We start from the raw sequence: 16940 nt of genomic DNA on the forward strand, positions 1-16940 counted from the left end.
GAGGAATGCACTGTGAAGCGAAATGCATCGCGCCTTCTTGCGCCGGCCGTTTTTGCGGGCCTGCTCGCGGCCCAGCCGGCACAAGCGGCCGACCTGGCCATCTCGGCGCCCAACTGGCCCTCCGGGCAGGCCACCGCCAACATCCTCAAAGTCGGCATCGAGAAAGATTTCGGCCTCCAGGTGGAGGTCAAGCCGATGGGGACGATGAACTCGTTCGTCGGTCTCGAAACGGGTGCGGTCGACATCCAGCCGGAGATCTGGCGGCCCAATTTCGACGATCTGGTCAAGAAATACGTCGACGGGAAGGGGGCGGTGAAGCTTGCGGACCATCGCATCACCGCCTGGCAGGGCCTGTGCGCGACGCCTGCCGCGGCGGCCACGTTCAAGTCGGTCACCGATCTCGGCGATCCGGAAAAGACGAAAGTGCTGGACACGGACGGCGACGGGCAGGGGGAGATCTGGATCGGCGCCCCGACCTGGCTCTCCACCGGGATCGAGCGGGTGCGGGCCAGGAGCTACGGCTATGAGAAGAACCTGAGCCTCGTCGAGGTGGAGGAGGACGTGGCGATGGCGGCCGTGGACGCGGCGGTCGCGACCGACCAGCCGATGGTGTTCTATTGCTACGCGCCGCACCATGTCTTCGAGCTGCACGACATCGAACGGCTGGAGGAGCCTGCGCACGATCCGGCGAAATGGAACCTGGTATCGGCGCAGGACCCGCTCTGGATTACCAAGTCGAACGCCACGACCGCCTGGGATGCGGCGCATTTCCAGATCGGCTACGCGACGGCCTTTGCCAAGGAGCGGCCTGAGGTCGCGCAGTTCCTGGAGAAGGTGGACTTCACCCCGGAAGAGGTGACGCAGATGAGCTACGCACTCGGGGTCGAGCGCCAGGAGCCGCTCGAATATGCGAGGAAATGGGTCGAGCAGAACGCTGCGCGCGTCGAAGGGTGGGGCAAGCCATGACGATGGGAACAGACGGCCAGCGCGGCACGATCGTTGGGAAGATGCGCCGCTTCGGACTGGTGCTTGCGGCCGCCAGCCTTTGCCTCGGGCCGCTCGTGGCGCTGGCCGAGACGCAGATCTACGATGCGCGCACGGGCAAGTGGGTCGACTACGACAAGAAGAAGGCGCGCCAGCTCTACGCCCGCAACAAGCAATTGCCGGAGGCATTCCGCCGGCAGGTCGTGCCGTTCCGCACGGCCGAGGCGCCCGGCACGATCATCATCGACGGCAACCAGCACTTCCTCTACCTCGTGCAGCCGGGCGGGCAGGCGATCCGCTACGGCATCGGCGTCGGGCGCGAGGGCTTCGGCTGGGCCGGCATCGTCCGCGTCGGGCGCAAGGCGGAAAACCCGACCTGGACGCCGCCGCCGGAAATGGTGGCGCGCGACCCCAATGCGGCGAAGTGGGCGGCCGGCATGCCCGGCGGGCGGCCGGACAACCCGCTCGGCCCGCGCGCGCTTTATCTCTATGTCGGCAACAGCGACACGATCTACCGAATCCACGGCACGATCGAGCCGTGGACGATCGGCCTCGACGTCTCCTCCGGCTGCATCCGGCTGAACAACGAGGACGTGATCGACCTCTACGGCCGCGTCGATGTCGGGGCCAAGGTGATCGTGCTGATGCAGGGGGCGGCGCTCTACAAGGGCGTGTGACGCAGGTGCATGTGGCACAAGCGCATGTGACACAAGGGTTTGTGACGTGGCGCACCGGGAAACGTGGACATGAGCCTGGCGGACTGACCGCCACAGCGAAAAGAGAGGACGTGTCGGGGATGGATGCAAGGGGGATCACATTCGGCTGGCTGGTGCTGGCCTCGGCGGGTTTGCTCGGCGGCTGCCAGTCGTCGACGCCGGCGCCGCAGGACATGGCGCGGACCAGCCTCGGCACGGCGCCCGCCGACCTGCAACTGATGTGCGCCAGCGCCGCAGCCGGGCCATCCGGCGTCGACAGCAGCAGGATCCTGCCCACGAACTCGAGCCAGCTCGACGCGACCAACTACCGCGTCGATCTCGATGCGGCCGGCAGCAGGTTCACCTGCCTCATCGACAGCAGCGGTTCGGTGAGGTCGGTCGCGCCCGCAACGGCCGCGGCCACGGGGGCGGCGCCGGCTCCGGCCGAAGCAGGCTAGCGGCTCCACATCAAGGGCGGGAGCCGCCCGGCCGGGGCAACTGATGCGAGGGGGCTTCGATGGGCGCCACGTTTTGTGGTGTTTTGCCGGGCCTTCCGCGGCAACCTGGCTTGGCAGGCGCGCGTCCGTCGATATCGCTGATTGAAATAGTTACAGTTTTGTCACATACTTCCTCTCGTCGTTTCACGATCAGGGAGGAGAGTGCGATGACAACCTTGGTGTATCATTTCGCATGGTTCGACCTGGCGATCCTGAGCGTGATCGCCGCGCTGATCTTGGCGAGCCTGTATGGCGAAGGAAGGGCCCGGTAGATCGCCTCTCGGGCGACTGCCGAGCGATGAAGGCGCCGCCGGCGGCTGCTGGCGGAGCTGTTTCGTGCGCCATGCCGTTTGGCTGCGCTTCCGGACGGCGCTTCGATCGCTGATCGGCGGCGAGGTGTCTGTTCGCCGGTGCCATTGGGACTGTCTTCCGCTTGCCGAGCTGTTCCCGCGTTTTCCTATGGAAATTGAGCGTGTCGATGCCCGAAAGGGAATCGATTCAACGTCTTGTCCGCAAGAGTTGAAGTCTTGCAGCGCCCTCCGCGATGCGGCCGGGCGCTGCGAGAAACTGCTTTGTCGCGTCCTGATCTGCTACTTCGCCGGGACGACCAGCTTGCGATAGAGATGCCAGGTGGCGTGGCCGAGGATCGGCATCATCACGGCGAGGCCGGCGAAGACCGGTATCGATCCGATCATCATGCAGACCGCGACGATGAAGCCCCAGAAGGCGACCGGAACGGGATTGGCGATCGTTGCCCTGAGCGAGGTCTCGACGGCGGAGACGGCGCCGACGTCGCGGTCGAGCAGGAGCGGGAAGGCGACGACGGTCGTCGCCAGGACCACGGCTGCGAAGCAGAAGCCGATGGCATGGCCCGCGATGATCAGCGTCCAGCCGGCCCGCGTTCCGAGCACCTGCTGGATAAAGCTCGAAAACGACTGCGGCTGCTCGGGACCGAAGAGGCTGACATAGAGCCGGTCGGCGACGAGAAGCCAGGCGACGAACAGCGTCAGGAGCATGAGGCCGACCACGATGATCGCCGGCAGGGCCGGAGAGTGGCGCACTTCGAAGGCGTGGCGCCAGGAGGTGTCGAGCCCTGCCTCGCGCCGGCGGCTGATCTCGTACAGGCCGACGGCGAGCAGGGGACCGAGCAGCGCGAAACCCGCCGTCAGCGGAAACATGATCGGCATGAGATTGGCGCCCGAGCTCCAGATCATCAGGATGATGCCGGAGAGCGGAAACAGCAGGCAGAGGAATACGTAGTGCGAGGGCTGTTCGCGAAAGTCGTCGATGCCCAGGAGAAAGGCGTCCCAGACCTGGCCGATGGTGATCTTGTTGATCTGGGGATGGGCGACCGCGTGCTCGGCGTCCGACATCACGTGAAATGTGGCCATGCTCAGTCCTCCTTGCCGGTTGGAACCGAAAGGGCCGTCGAGGGCAGGACCTTGAACCACCGCACGGCGGTACCCTGGATCGGCTGAAGATAGCATCGTTGCGGGCGATTGTCCTGCCTTTCGACGCGATCCTCGGCGGTGGCCCTTGACACGGCGCATCGGCGAACGCACATCGCCTCACCATGAAAGCATCCGAAGCAGAGATCCTGATCGTCCCCGGCTACACCAATTCCGGCCCCGACCACTGGCAGACCCGCTGGCAGTCGAAGCTTTCGAGCGCGCGGCGCGTCGAGCAGGCGGAATGGTCGAAGCCGGTGCGCGAGGACTGGGTCGACCGCCTGGTCGAAGAGGTCGAGGCGGCAACGAAGCCGGTCGTCATCGTCGCCCATTCGCTCGGCGTGGCGACGGCCATCCATGCCGTGCCGATCGTCGGGCACAGGATCGCCGGCGCCTTCCTGGTGGCGCCCCCCGACGTCGCCAATCCGGATATCCGGCCGAAGCACCTGATGACCTTCGGCCCCTATCCGCGCGACCCGCTGCCGTTTCCGTCGCTGGTGGTGGCCAGCCGGAACGATCCGTTTGGGTCCTACGACCACGCCGACGACATCGCCAACGCCTGGGGCTCGTTGATCGTCGATGCGGGCGAATCCGGCCATATCAACGCCGATTCCGGACACGGCCCCTGGCCGGAAGGCGGCATGGTGTTCGCCCAGTTCCTGAGCCGGCTGAAGCCCTGATCCGGCTATGCCGGGCGCCGGATCTGGCGATGTGCCGACGCGGCACGACCGGCATTAATTGGAACTTCATCGAATTCCCATATACGGTTGGCCTGAGTTAGTGCGAGTAGGCGACGCGTCTATGGGGCCATCCCGATCTGCGAACACGATATCCGCCGCCGACCTTCCGGAAGAGACGGCCTTCCGCCATTCGCCGTTCGGCATGGGAACGATCGACGCCGGCTTGCGGTTCGTGTCGGCCAACCCTGCGCTGCTCCGCATGTTCGCCGCCGCCGGTGTCGAAGACCTCCCGCCGCTGGACCGGATCGCCTTTGACGACGTCGCCCTTGCGCTGCCGGAGGCCAGCCCGACGGGCGACATCGAAAAGCCCCGCGAGATGCGGATCCGGCGGCTGGACGGCAGCGCCCTCTGGTGTCTCCTGTCGATCCTCGACGTCGGCCGCGCCGATGCGCCCGCCTTCCTGCTGCAGATTGTCGACATCGACGAGCGCAAGCGCCGGGAACTCGACCTTGCCGATCGCGAGAGCCGCTGGAACCATGCGCTGGAGAGCGCGGGGCAGGGGGTGTGGGACCACGACTTTGCCAGGGGCGAACTGTTCTACTCCCGCCAGTGGAAGGCCATCCGCGGCATGGCGCCGGACGAGGCGGTGGACGGGACGCTGGAGACATGGATCCAGAACGTCCATCCCGACGATCGCGCGCGTGTGCTTGTCGAGATCGAGCGGCAGGAATCGGCGGAAGCGGTCTTCAACGTCTTTTCCTACCGCGAGCGCCATCGCGACGGGCACTGGGTCTGGATCGAAAGCCGCGGCGCTGTCGTCGAATACGGTCCCGACGGCAGGCCGTCGCGCATTGCCGGCACCGACACCGACATCACCGGGCGCCGGAAGGCCGAGGAGAGGATGGCGCAGCTGTCCCGGCGGCTGGAACTGGCACTCGACATCTCGCGCATCGGCGTGTTCGAATCGAACCTGCACGACAAGACCGTCGCCTGGGACGAGCGCATTCGCCAGATCTACGGCAAGACGACGGGCGCGATCGGGCGGACGGACTGGGAGGATTCCATCCACCCGGCCGATCGCGACCACGCAAGTGCGGTGGTCGCAAAGGCGATCGAAAGCGGCGCGGAATACAGCCAGGCCTTCCGCATCGTCCGCGGCGAGGACGAGATCCGCCACATCCGTTCGCGCGGGGTCACCTTCGTCGATGCCGACGGGGTGCCGCGGCTGGTGGGCGCCAATTGGGACGTGACCGAGGACGTGCTGCTGCAGCAGGAACTGCAGCGTGCCAAGGACCTCGCAGAGGCCCGCAGCGCTGCGCTCGAAGAAGCGCAGGCGCGGCTTCAGCACAACGCCCTGCACGATCACCTGACGCAGCTTCCCAACCGTCGCTATCTCGACGTGGCGCTGGAGGAGCGGTCGATCCGCGCGGCAGCGACCGGCACGCGCCTGTCGATCCTCCACATCGACCTCGACCGCTTCAAGGAGATCAACGACACGCTCGGCCACAGTGCCGGCGACGGCATGCTGACGCATGCGGCGCGCGTGCTTCGGGCGCATATGGGGCCGCAGGATTTCGTCGCCCGCATCGGTGGCGACGAGTTCGTGTTCCTGGTCTGCGGGCCGGAAAAGCGCAATCTCGGCGACCTTGCCGAGCGGATCGTCACGGCAATGCGCCAGCCCGTCACCTTCGAGGGCCATGTATGCCGCTTCGGCGCGAGCATCGGCATCGCCAGCGCGGCGGGACCCCTGATCGACGGCCGGCAGCTCCTGATCAATGCGGACCTCGCGCTCTACCGCGCCAAGAACAAGGGGCGAAGCCGCCACGAGTTCTTCACCAGTGAGTTCCAGGCGCAGATCATCGTCAGCAAGAAGACGGCCGACGAGATCATGGCAAGCCTCGAGCAGCGCCGCTTCCTGCCCTACTACCAGCCGCAATTCTGCGCCCGGACGCTGGAGGTGGCCGGTATCGAGACGCTGGCGCGCTGGGACCATCCCGAACGGGGCATTCTGGCGCCGGCCGCGTTCCTGCCGATTGCCGAGGACATCAACGCCGTCGGCGCGATCGACCGGCAGATCCTGGAGCGGGCGCTGTTCGACCTCGCCGCCTGGGACATGCAGGGCGTCGTCGTGCCGAAGCTCTCGGTCAACGTCTCCTCGCGGCGGCTGCAGGACCCCGATCTCTGCGCCTCGCTGCGGGCGCTGCCGCTGCAGGCCGGACGGCTGTCGTTCGAACTGCTGGAATCGATCTTCCTGGACGACTGCGACCCGAAGATCCTCGAAAGCCTGGCGGAGATCCGCAAGCTCGGCATCGATATCGAGGTCGACGACTTCGGTACGGGACATGCCTCGATCGTCAGCCTGATGAAGCTCCTGCCGCGCCGGCTGAAGATCGACCGCCAACTGGTCAAGCCGATCGTGCGGTCGCAGGCGCAGCGGCGCCTCGTCGGCACGATCATCGAGATCGGCCGCTCGCTGGACATCACCGTGACGGCGGAAGGGGTCGAGACGGCGGCGCATGTGCGGCTGCTGCAGGAGATGGGCTGCGACCTGCTCCAGGGCTACGCGCTGGCGCGACCGATGCCGGCGCTGGAGATCGTCGATTTCATCCGCTCCGAGCGCTGGCGCGAGGTGCAGGAGGCGGCGCCGGACCTGCCGGAACGGCTGACGCGCTCGTGGTAGGGGCGGGGCCATCTTGCAATGGACCGGGGATCGGAAGGTTCTGCTTGCCGCACCGGGCCGGCGGTGGTACGGCCTGCGCGGGGAGAAGGAATTTAGGTCAGTAACGTTGACTTAAATTGGCCGGCGTGTTCCTCTCCCGAACTACAAAATTCCGAGGAAACCCCCATGCTGAATTGGGAAGATATCTTTGCCACGCGTTCATCCCGGATGAAGGCGTCGGAAATCCGCGAACTGCTGAAACTCCTGGACCGCCCGGACATCATATCGTTTGCCGGCGGCATTCCCGATCCGGCGCTGTTTCCCGACCAGGACTTCAAGGCGGCCTACGCTGACATCTTCTCCGGCGCAGCCGTGAGCGCGGCCCTGCAGTATTCGGTCAGCGAGGGCTACAAGCCGCTGCGCGAATGGCTCGTGGCCGAGATGGGCAAGCTCGGCGTCGCCTGCACCGCCGACAACGTCTTCATCGTGTCCGGCTCGCAGCAGGGACTGGACTATCTCGGCAAGCTGTTCCTGTCGCCGGGCGACACCGCGCTCGTGACGTGGCCGACCTATCTCGGTGCGCTGCAGGCCTTCAATGCCTACGAGCCGACCTACGACCAGCTGACACTCTCGGGCAACCGCACGCCGGATTCCTATCGCAAGGCGGCGCAGGCGGCGGGCGGCAAGGTGAAATTCGCCTATCTCTCGGCCGATTTCTGCAATCCGACCGGCGAAACCGTCGACCGGGCCGGGCGCGAGAAGCTGATCGACCTTGCCGACGAGCTCGACATTGCCATCATCGAGGATGCCGCCTACCAGTCGCTGCGCTATGACGGCGAGCCGATCCCGCCGATCCTGGCGCTGGAACTGGCCCGCAAGGGCGGCGACATCAACCACACCCGCACCATCTATTGCGGCAGCTTCTCCAAGACGCTGGCGCCGGGCCTGCGGGTCGGCTTCGTCGTCGCCAATCACGACATCATCCGCAAGCTGGTGCTGATGAAGCAGGCCGCCGACCTGCACTCCTCGACGATCAACCAGATGGCGATCGCCCACGTTGCCGAGCGCGGCTTCGAGGCGCAGGTGGCGAAGATCAAGTCGGCCTACAGCAAGCGCCGCGATGCGATGCTGCAGGCGCTGGCCAGGTACATGCCCGAGGGCGTGCGCTGGACCAGGCCGGAAGGCGGGATGTTCATCTGGGTGACGCTGCCGGAGGGGCAGGACGGCGCGAGCCTGCTTGCGAAGGCGATCGAGAAGAAGAAGGTCGCCTTCGTGCCCGGCAAGGCGTTCCACGCCGACGGCAGCGGCGCCAACACCTTCCGCATCTCGTTCTCCTGCGCCGACGAGAAGACGATCGACGAGGGCATCTCCCGCCTCGGCGCGCTGATCCGCGAGGAGACCGGCGCCGCCTGAGGCGAAACCGGACCGGCGCCCCCGCCGGAAGGCGGTTCAGCGACGAACTCCGGCAGGGGCCGCCGATCGCGGCGCCTGTCACATCTCTGTTAAGCGACATGACTAAAGCCTCGGCACATTCCAACAGGGGATGTTCCGATGAAGACGCTTGTTTCCACCCTCGCAGCGCTCGCCGCCGCCACCTTCCTCGCCACGACGGCAAACGCCGCCGATCTCGTGCTCTATACCAGCCAGCCGAACGAGGACGCACAGGCGACCGTCGACGCCTTCAAGGCCAAGAACCCGGGCATCGAGGTCGAGTGGGTCCGCGACGGCACCACCAAGCTGATGGCCAAGCTGATGGCGGAGATCGAGGCCGGCAACCCGGTGGCCGACGTGCTCCTCATCGCCGACACGGTGACGCTGCAGCGGATGAAGGAAGCCGGCCAGCTTCTCGCCTACAAGTCCCCGGAAGCCGCCCATTTCGACGCGACGCTCTACGATGCGGACGGCGCCTACTATTCGACCAAGCTGATCACCACCGGCATCGTCTACAACACCGGCGCCGGCATGAAGCCGGAAGGCTGGAAGGACCTGACGAAGGCGGAGGCGAAGAACCTCGTCATGATGCCGAGCCCGCTCACCTCGGGTGCGGCGCTGATCCATGCGCAGGTGCTGACCGGCCTCGACGGCTACGGCTGGGACTACTACAAGGCGCTGCAGCAGAACGGGGCTGCGGCATCCGGCGGCAATGGCGGCGTGCTGAAGGCCGTCGCCACCGGCGAGAAGGTCTATGGCATGCTGGTCGACTACATGGCGATTCGCGAGAAGGCCAAGGGCGCGCCGATCGCGTTCGTCTTCCCCGCCGAAGGCGTCTCCGCCGTCACCGAGCCGGTGGCGATCCTTGGCGGTACGAAGAACGAGGAGAACGCGAAGAAGTTCGTCGACTTCGTTCTCTCCGAGGACGGCCAGCAGGTCTCGACCAGGCTCGGCTACATCCCCGCCCGCAACGGCGTCGCCATGCCGGAGGGCTTCCCGGCGCGCGAAACGATCAAGGTGCTGCCGCTCGATGCTGCCGCGGCGCTGAAGACCAGCGAAAGCGACATCAAGTCGTTCTCGGACATCTTCGGCACCAACTGATCCTGGATGCGCCGCCTGCCGCATGCGAACAGCCAGCCCGGCTGGCTGTTCGCCTCAGTCTTCCTCGTCATCCTTCTCCTGAGTGCCGTACCGCTCGGCCGGCTGGCCTATGCGGGGCTGGCCGCCACGTTCAGGAGCGGCCTGCCGCCGGTGCTTCTGGAGACCGGCACCTGGCGGGCCTTCGCCAACACGCTTTCCACCTCCGTGCTCGGCATGTTCGTTTCGGTCGCCCTCGGTGCCGCCTTTGCGCTTGCGACGTCGCTTTCCGACATCCGGCGAAAGCGCCTGCTCGGCTTCTGCTTCATGCTGCCGATGATGGTGCCGCCGCAAATCACCGCCCTTGCCTGGGTCGAGATGTCGGGGCCGGCGAGCCCGCTCCTGAAGACGCTCGGCATCGCCCCGCCGCTCGGCACGCCGCAGCCGCTCTATTCGATCGGGGGGATCGCGCTGCTTCTGGGCGTCCAGCACGCGCCGCTGGTGTTTCTGGCGATGCAGGCGGGGCTTGCCGCCATCCCGCGCGACGTCGTCGAGGCGGCGCGGCTGTCCGGGGCGGCACCTCGCCGGGTGCTGCGCGACATCGTGCTGCCGCTGGCGCTGCCGGGGCTGATCGCCGGCGCCTCGATCGCCTTCGTCTCCGGGGTCGGCAATTTCGGCATCCCGGCGATCCTCGGCATTCCCGCCTCGATCCTGACGCTGCCGACGCTCGTCTACAGCCGGCTGGCAAGCTTCGGCTCGCAGACCTTCGCCGATCTCGCCGCACTGTCGCTGCTGATGGCTGCGATCTGCGCCGTCGGGCTCGCCGTCCAGCAGCGGGCGCTGTCGGGGCGGGACTATCGCACGATCGGGCTTTCGGGCGCCTCGCCGGTCTTTTCGCTCGGCCCCTGGCGCACGCCGGTCGAGGCCGGGCTGTGGCTCGTGCTCCTCGTCATCCTCGCAGCCCCCTTCGCCGCGTTGGTGGCGAGCTCGCTGGTTCCGGCCTACGGCGTGCCGCTGACGACTGAGACCGTCTCGCTGCGCGCCTATGGCGAGATCCTGTTCCGCCAGAGCGTGACCGTGACCGCCTTCGGCAATTCGGCCTTTCTCGCCACCACCGCGGCACTCGGCCTGCTCGTGCTCTCCTTTGCCACGGCCTACCTGCTCCTGCACCGCAAGGGGGCGGCGATGGCGTTCCTGCTGGTGCTGATCGAGATCCCCTATGCGCTGCCCGGGATCGTGCTCGCGGTCGCCTTCATCCTGCTCTTCGCGGCGCCGCTGCCGGGGCTCGGCTTTTCGCTCTACGGTACGATCTGGATCATCCTGATCGCCTATCTCTCCAGCTTCTTCGCCGTCAGCCTGAAGCCCGTGCTGAGCGCCTTCCGCCAGATCGATCCGGCGCTGGAGGAGGCGGCACGGCTGTCCGGTGCCGGTCTTGGCCGGCGCATGCGCGACATCCTGCTGCCGATCATGGCGCCGGCGGCGGGCGCGTCCGTCGTCCTCGTCTTCCTGATCGCCTGCAACGAACTGACCGTCTCGGCGCTGCTGTGGTCGGCCGGGACGCAGACGCTGGGGGTGGCGATCTTCAATCTCGACGACAGCGGCAGTTCCGACCTGGCATCGGCGCTGTCGGTCCTGGTCGTCGCCATGATCGTCGCGCTCATGGCGCTGCTCGAGGTCCTTGCCCGCTACCTGCCGGACGGAGTGCTGCCGTGGCGACGCTGATCCTCAACCACCTTTCGAAGGCCTATGACGGCGGGCGCGCGGCGGTGAACGGCGTCTCGCTCACCGTGCGCGACGGCGGCTTCCTGGCGCTGCTCGGCCCGTCCGGCTGCGGGAAGACGACGCTGCTGCGCATGATCGCCGGCTTCGAGCAGCCGAGCGACGGTTCGATCGTGCTCGGCGAGCGGGTGATCTCAACGGCCGAGGGGGTGTTGCCGCCGGAACGGCGGAATATGGCCATGGTCTTCCAGTCCTACGCGCTCTGGCCGCACATGACGGTGGCCCAGAATGTCGGCTACCCGCTGAAGCTGCGCGGCGTGAAGGGCGAGAAGCTGCGCCGCAAGACGATGGAGGCGCTCGACGTCGTGCGCCTTGCCGACCTTGCCGAGCGCAGGCCTGCGGCGCTGTCCGGCGGTCAGCGGCAGCGCGTGGCGCTGGCGCGCTGCCTGGTGACGTCGCCGGACGTCGTGCTTCTCGACGAACCGCTCGCCAATCTCGACAGGCACCTGCGTGCGGCGATGGAGGAAACCTTCCGCGATTTCCACGCCCGCTCCGGCGCCACGATGATCTATGTGACGCACGACCAGGCCGAAGCGATGGCGCTTGCGACCGAGATCGCGGTGATGTCGGAGGGGCGGCTTTTGCAGGTCGCCGCGCCGAACGAGATCTATGCGCGCCCGGAGGGAAGGGTAGTCGGCGGGCTGATCGGGCAGGGCAGCATCCTGTCGCTGCCGGTCGGCGCGGGGCGGGAGCGGAGCCTCGACCGCGCCGCCTGCCATGCCCTGCTTCTCGGCGAGGCGGGCGGAGACCTGCGCGACGTCCTGATCCGCCCCGAGCATGTCCGCCCGGCTGCCGACGGCATCGCGCTTCAGGTGTGCGACTGCGTGTTCACCGGCGAGCGCCACGCGCTGACGCTGGCACGCGCCGACGGCACGCTGCTGAAGGCCTATTCCGCCGAGCGCCTTGCGCCCGGCTCCATGGCGGTGTTCTCGGTCGAGCGCGGCTGGCGCCTGTGAGCGCCGCCCGTGCTCCTGCCGTATAGCTCAAGGCATGCGAACGTCGATCTCCCGGCCCGAACTGTCATAGACGACGCGCCCGATCCGGCTGCCGTCGGCGTTCTCCAGTCGCACCTGCAGCGTCGGGCGACCGTCGGGCGAGGGGACCATGTAGGTCCCGTCGGGTCCCATGATCTGGCCGATGGCAAAGGCGTAGCGGACCTGCGGCATGCTTTCCTCGTCTGCCTGCAGCCGCCGGTAGGTGCGCGCCGTGAAGTCGGCGAGACCGTCGCCAGATGTGAAGACGGTCAGGGCCTTCAGGTCGAACAGGCGTTCCTTGCGAAACTGCTCGTCCCAGGGCATCAGCCTGCGAGTGCGCGACAGGCCGGCCGCATCGGCCTCGAACCCGGCCATGGCGCCGGGATGCGCCGGATCCTCGCCGAGGATGCGGGCCTTGTCGGCGTCGAAGACGATTTCCGCGAAGCGGCCGCCGGGGCCGAAGTCCTTGCCCAACTGTCCAAGCGTCGCCGATATCGAGGCCGGCGCCAGCCAGTCCGCGGCCGAAGCGCGGCCGGCGGGGAGGGCGACCTTGCGCACCGTGCCGTCCGGCGTGACCTCGACGCTGCCCGAGCCGGCGGCCTCGCCCGCCTTCGTGCCGAGTTCGGTGAAAGTGACGATCCAGCGCAGTTCCGGCTTTCCCGTCGTTTCGCCGACGCGCCGGAGCGTCATGTAGTCGAGTTTCGCGCTTTCGTGGCCCCAGGCGTTGCGGGCGATGGCGCGGATGCGGGCGAGCGCGGTGAAATCGACCTCCTGCAGCGAGAACAGCTCGGCTTCGCTCGCACCATGCATCAGCGGCGAGAGCAGCGGCGAGCGGGTGACGCCGGAGATCGTCCAGTTGTAGTCTTCCTTGCGGCCGGGGGCATCCGGGTGATCCGCGGTGACGGAAATCGCGCGCGGCCGCACGGTGACATCGCGCAGGCGCCGCTTGTCGCCGAAGACGGCGAAAAGCGCGTCCCTGGCCTCCTTGTGCGGCCAGTCGCCGTCGCCGAGCAGGTCCATGTTGCGGGCGCGGTTGGTGTTGGCGAGGTCGGCGCCGATGATATTGCCGGCGGCGTCGGTGCGCACGATCGCGCTCTCGCGCCCCGAGGTCACGTAGATGGACCAGCGGATGTCGCCATAGGCGGGCTTGGGAAGGATCTCGACCTGGCGGGATATCTCGATCGACTGGACATGGGCTTCCTCGTCCAGCCTGGCATAGGCGATCGCGCTTGCCGCGACCTCCGGCACCTTTTCCAGCGCGATCTCGCTGCGGTCGAAGAAGCCGCTATCGGTGTCGCCGACGAGGCCCGCCGACCGGACCGGGCGGGGGCCGACGATCGTCTCGAACTCCAGGAACAGTCGCGTCACCCGGCCGATCTGCCATTCGTCCATATCGCCCGGGCGCTTGCCGCGGGTGTCGATGGTCAGGCGCCGGTCGGAGAGTTCCAGCGCGTGCATGCGGGGTTTGCCGCCCGTTTCGGCGACGAGGGCGTCGAAGGCGCGCGCCGCCTCGCCGGGATCGGCGATATAGGAACTGTCGGCGCGGGCCGGGCCTGCCACCGACAGAAGCACGGCGAAGAGGCCGGCGACCAGAAAGCGCGCCGCAATCGTCGTCGCCCGCATTCCGATCCTCCCCCGGTCGCTGAATCGCAGCGTCGATTCCGGCGCCGATCATGGTGCCGTAGCGCCCGGCAGACAAGCCGCTTTTTGCCCGCTGCCTGTCTGTCCGTAACGGCTCGCTTCTGTCCCGGGAGACGATTTAATCGCTTCCCAACGGCCCGGCGATCGTTAAACTCCCAGTCGATTCAATGGTTGAGTGCCCGATGTCCCTTCGCCTTGCCACCTTCAACGTCGAGAACCTGCTGTCCCGGTTCGATTTCACCGGATTTCGCAACCAGACCCGGCAGGACCGGGTGCTGCGGCTGTTCAGTATCCGCTCCGAGGCCGAATTCCAGCGGCTGGAGGAGGCGCGCGCGATTTCGCTCGCCGACGATGCCCGCCAGCAGTCGGCGCTGGCGATCGCGGATGCGGATGCGGACGTGCTCTGCCTGCAGGAAGTCGACAACATGGAATCGCTGCAGGCCTTCGAATACGGCTACCTGTTCAAGATGGTCGGCAACGGCTACCGGCAGCGTTACCTGATCGAGGGCAACGACAAGCGCGGCATCGACGTGGCCGTCCTGATGCGCGAGCAGACGCGTGACGGCCAGAAGATCGAGTGCGTCGACGTGCGCAGCCATGCCGGCGTGACCTTCTCAGACTTCGGCCTGCATGCGCCGGAGCTTGCCCCGCTCCTGCCGACCGACCGCATCTTCAAGCGCGACTGCCTGGAACTCGACCTGCGGATCGGCGGCCGCCCGCTGACGCTCTACGTCGTGCACCTGAAGTCGATGGGGCCGGGTCGCGAGGGGCTGGACGGGCGCTCCTCGACCATGGCGTTGCGCACCGCCGAGGCGCGGGCGGTGCGCCGCATCATCGAGGACCGCTTCGGCGCCGGCGGCACCGCCAGCAAGCAGTTCGCGATCTGCGGCGACATGAACGACTACCAGGAGCGGCTCGTCGTCGAGGGCGACCGGCGCAACGGCTACACCTTCCGCCGGGTGGTGGAGGACAGGAGCGCGCTCGACGTCTTCACCCGCGACGGCTTTGCCGAGAACCCGGTCGAGAAGCGCCCCGAGGACGACCGCTGGACGCTCTACCACAACATGGGGCCGCAGGACCGGCATCTCTGCCAGCTCGACTATATCCTGCTGTCGCCCGCGCTGGCGCGCCGCAACCAGCAGCGGGTGCCGGAGATCATCCGCGCCGGGCAGCCCTATCGCACCGTCTTCCCGCCCGGGCAGGAGGTGGAGCGCTATCCCCGCATCGGCTGGGACCGGCCGAAAGCCTCCGACCATTGCCCCGTCGTCATGACCCTGGACGTGTGATGAACCGTTCCATCGAGGAGACCCCCGCCGCCTGGCCGCCCGAGGGTGCGATCTTTCCGATCGAGCGCATCGAGATCCGCGTCTCCCGCACGCCGCATCCCTTTTTTGCCGGTCGGGAAGGGGCGATCCGGGACAACTGGCGCACGGAGATCGCCGCCAATCCCGCCCTCTTCGACGGCCAGATGCTGCTGCAGGGCGACGTCTCGATCTCGGAGGCGGGCATCCGCACGACGGCGCATCCGGTCTCCTTCTCCACCTTTCTCCTGTGGCGCAAGAGCAGGCCGGATGTGGTCGGCCACCACCTGTTCGGCCTGCCGGTGATCGTGTCGTCGGACGGCGCGGTGATCGCGATCCGGATGTCGCAGCACACCGCAAATCCGGGCAAGGTCTATTGCGCCGCCGGCTCGCTCGACGAGAACGACGTCGTCGACGGCGTCTGCGACCTGGAGGTCAACATGGTGCGCGAAGTGGCCGAGGAGACGGGGCTGGACCTGCGCCGGGCCGTCGCCGATCCCGGCCTGCACGCCCTTCATGTCGACCGTATCATCACGATCTTCCGTCCCTATCGCTTTGCCGCGACGGCCGAGGAGCTTCTCGCCGTCATCGACCGTCACATGCGCACCGACGCCGAACAGGAGATCGACGGGGCCGTCGCCATCTTCGACAGCGATCCGGGCCGCCACACCTATGCCGCCTTCATGCCGCCCGTGCTCGCCTGGCTGTTCGACAGGCGCCAGGGGTGAGGGGCAGGGATGAGGAGACAGGGGCGAGAAGGACAGGATGGGGGCAAGACGGGGATGATTTGCGCTTGCCCGGCGCGGGGGCGTCGTGCAGGTTGCGGGTCGGGACGATCGTGCGAAGGAGCAGGCCGTGTCGCGTCGATACGCCGTCTATGACGTTTTCACCGACCGCAGGCTGGCCGGCAATCCGCTGGCCGTCGTGTTCGATGCCGATGGGCTGGACGATGCAGCCATGCAGGCGATCGCCGGCGAGTTCAACCTGTCGGAGACCGTGTTCGTCAGGCGGGCGCAGAATCCCGCTCACACGGCGCAGCTCAGGATCTTCACGCCGGTGCACGAACTGCCCTTTGCCGGGCACCCGACGGTCGGAGCCGCGGTCGCGATCGCCGAGAGCCTGAACGGCGAGACGGGCCGGCCGCACGACTTGGTCTGCGTGCTGGAGGAGAACGTCGGCCCCGTGCGCTGCGCGGTGAAGCTTCCCGAAAGCGGGGCGGCCTTCGCCGAGTTCGACCTGCCGCGCAAGTCGATGCGGCTCGATGCCGTCCTCGACCGCCAGGCGCTCGCCGACGCCTTCGGGCTGAAGGCCAGCCAGATCGGGTTCGAAAACCACGTTCCCTCGCTGTGGAGCGCCGGCGTCGCCTTCGTGCTGGTCCCGGTCCATGATCTCGCGGCAGCATCGGAGGCGGAGTTCGATCCCGTGCTCTGGCAGCGCTGCGTTCCCTTCGCCGAGGGCCGGCTCGCCTCCGCCTATCTCTACTGTCGCGGCGCGGTCAACCATCTGGCCCGTTTCCATGCCCGGATGTTCTCGTCCGACAGGGGGATCGAGGATCCGGCGACAGGCTCGGCGGTGGCGGCTCTTTCGGGCGCGATCCAGTTCTTCGACCAGTTCGTCGACGGCCATCATCCGATGCTGGTGGAGCAGGGGGTGGAGATGGGCCGGCCTTCGATCGTCCACCTGCATCTCGACATCGCCGCCGGGCAGATATCCGGCGCGCGCATCGGCGGCCAGGCGATCCGCCTTGCCGCAGGTCTGCTCGATATCTAGCTTG

The 16940-nt window shown here is 67.3% G+C and carries 14 protein-coding genes; 12 read left to right on the forward strand and 2 right to left on the reverse strand.

Annotated elements, in window-relative coordinates; all coding sequences use genetic code 11:
* Positions 1 to 12: 12 nt before the first annotated feature.
* The 3 genes from OCK02_RS11890 to OCK02_RS11900 all read left to right on the forward strand — a co-directional run bounded on the left by OCK02_RS11890 (position 13) and on the right by OCK02_RS11900 (position 2137).
* Entirely contained in the window at positions 13 to 966 is a 954-nt protein-coding gene (locus tag OCK02_RS11890) for a glycine betaine ABC transporter substrate-binding protein (RefSeq protein WP_412178811.1), read from the forward strand.
* 41 nt (positions 967 to 1007) lie between these two features.
* Positions 1008 to 1661 (forward strand): L,D-transpeptidase, encoded by a 654-nt coding sequence (locus OCK02_RS11895; protein WP_412178818.1) that lies wholly within the window; start codon positions 1008 to 1010, stop codon positions 1659 to 1661.
* Positions 1662 to 1780: 119 nt separating this feature from the next.
* Positions 1781 to 2137, forward strand: coding sequence for a hypothetical protein (locus OCK02_RS11900; RefSeq protein WP_263813239.1), 357 nt, complete (start codon positions 1781 to 1783; stop codon positions 2135 to 2137).
* A gap of 629 nt (positions 2138 to 2766) precedes the next feature.
* Here the strand turns inward: OCK02_RS11900 and OCK02_RS11905 are convergent.
* Entirely contained in the window at positions 2767 to 3567 is an 801-nt protein-coding gene (locus tag OCK02_RS11905; protein ID WP_263813240.1) for a DUF2189 domain-containing protein, read from the reverse strand.
* 182 nt (positions 3568 to 3749) lie between these two features.
* On the opposite strand from OCK02_RS11905, the gene OCK02_RS11910 reads away from it, so the two are divergent.
* From OCK02_RS11910 to OCK02_RS11935, 6 genes are all read left to right on the forward strand, one after another.
* Positions 3750 to 4304 carry an alpha/beta hydrolase gene (locus OCK02_RS11910; protein WP_263813241.1) on the forward strand — a complete coding sequence of 185 codons (555 nt, stop codon included), beginning with the start codon at positions 3750 to 3752 and terminating at the stop codon, positions 4302 to 4304.
* 121 nt (positions 4305 to 4425) lie between these two features.
* Positions 4426 to 6984, forward strand: coding sequence for an EAL domain-containing protein (locus OCK02_RS11915; protein WP_263813242.1), 2559 nt, complete (start codon positions 4426 to 4428; stop codon positions 6982 to 6984).
* Positions 6985 to 7149: 165 nt separating this feature from the next.
* Positions 7150 to 8376, forward strand: coding sequence for a PLP-dependent aminotransferase family protein (locus OCK02_RS11920; RefSeq protein ID WP_263813243.1), 1227 nt, complete (start codon positions 7150 to 7152; stop codon positions 8374 to 8376).
* 138 nt (positions 8377 to 8514) lie between these two features.
* Positions 8515 to 9495, forward strand: coding sequence for an ABC transporter substrate-binding protein (locus tag OCK02_RS11925; protein WP_263813244.1), 981 nt, complete (start codon positions 8515 to 8517; stop codon positions 9493 to 9495).
* A 6-nt stretch (positions 9496 to 9501) separates the two neighbouring features.
* Entirely contained in the window at positions 9502 to 11193 is a 1692-nt protein-coding gene (locus OCK02_RS11930; RefSeq protein WP_263813245.1) for an ABC transporter permease, read from the forward strand.
* Positions 11181 to 12206, forward strand: coding sequence for an ABC transporter ATP-binding protein (locus OCK02_RS11935; protein ID WP_263813246.1), 1026 nt, complete (start codon positions 11181 to 11183; stop codon positions 12204 to 12206). The genes OCK02_RS11930 and OCK02_RS11935 overlap by 13 nt, the downstream gene beginning before the upstream one ends.
* Before the next feature lie 27 nt (positions 12207 to 12233).
* Here the strand turns inward: OCK02_RS11935 and OCK02_RS11940 are convergent, their stop codons facing one another.
* Positions 12234 to 13847: a hypothetical protein gene (locus OCK02_RS11940; protein WP_263813247.1), complete on the reverse strand. Its 1614-nt coding sequence runs from the start codon at positions 13845 to 13847 to the stop codon at positions 12234 to 12236.
* A gap of 200 nt (positions 13848 to 14047) precedes the next feature.
* On the opposite strand from OCK02_RS11940, the gene OCK02_RS11945 reads away from it, so the two are divergent.
* From OCK02_RS11945 to OCK02_RS11955, 3 genes are all read left to right on the forward strand, one after another.
* Complete coding sequence (locus OCK02_RS11945; RefSeq protein ID WP_263813248.1) at positions 14048 to 15151, forward strand: endonuclease/exonuclease/phosphatase family protein; 1104 nt, start codon at positions 14048 to 14050, stop codon at positions 15149 to 15151.
* Positions 15151 to 15894, forward strand: coding sequence for an NUDIX hydrolase (locus OCK02_RS11950; protein ID WP_263813249.1), 744 nt, complete (start codon positions 15151 to 15153; stop codon positions 15892 to 15894). The genes OCK02_RS11945 and OCK02_RS11950 overlap by 1 nt, the downstream gene beginning before the upstream one ends.
* A 127-nt stretch (positions 15895 to 16021) precedes the next feature.
* Entirely contained in the window at positions 16022 to 16936 is a 915-nt protein-coding gene (locus tag OCK02_RS11955; protein ID WP_263813250.1) for a PhzF family phenazine biosynthesis protein, read from the forward strand.
* Positions 16937 to 16940: the final 4 nt, after the last annotated feature.

This window comes from Rhizobium sp. TRM96647 (assembly GCF_025780115.1).
In the GTDB taxonomy this organism is placed as follows: Bacteria; Pseudomonadota; Alphaproteobacteria; order Rhizobiales; family Rhizobiaceae; genus Mycoplana.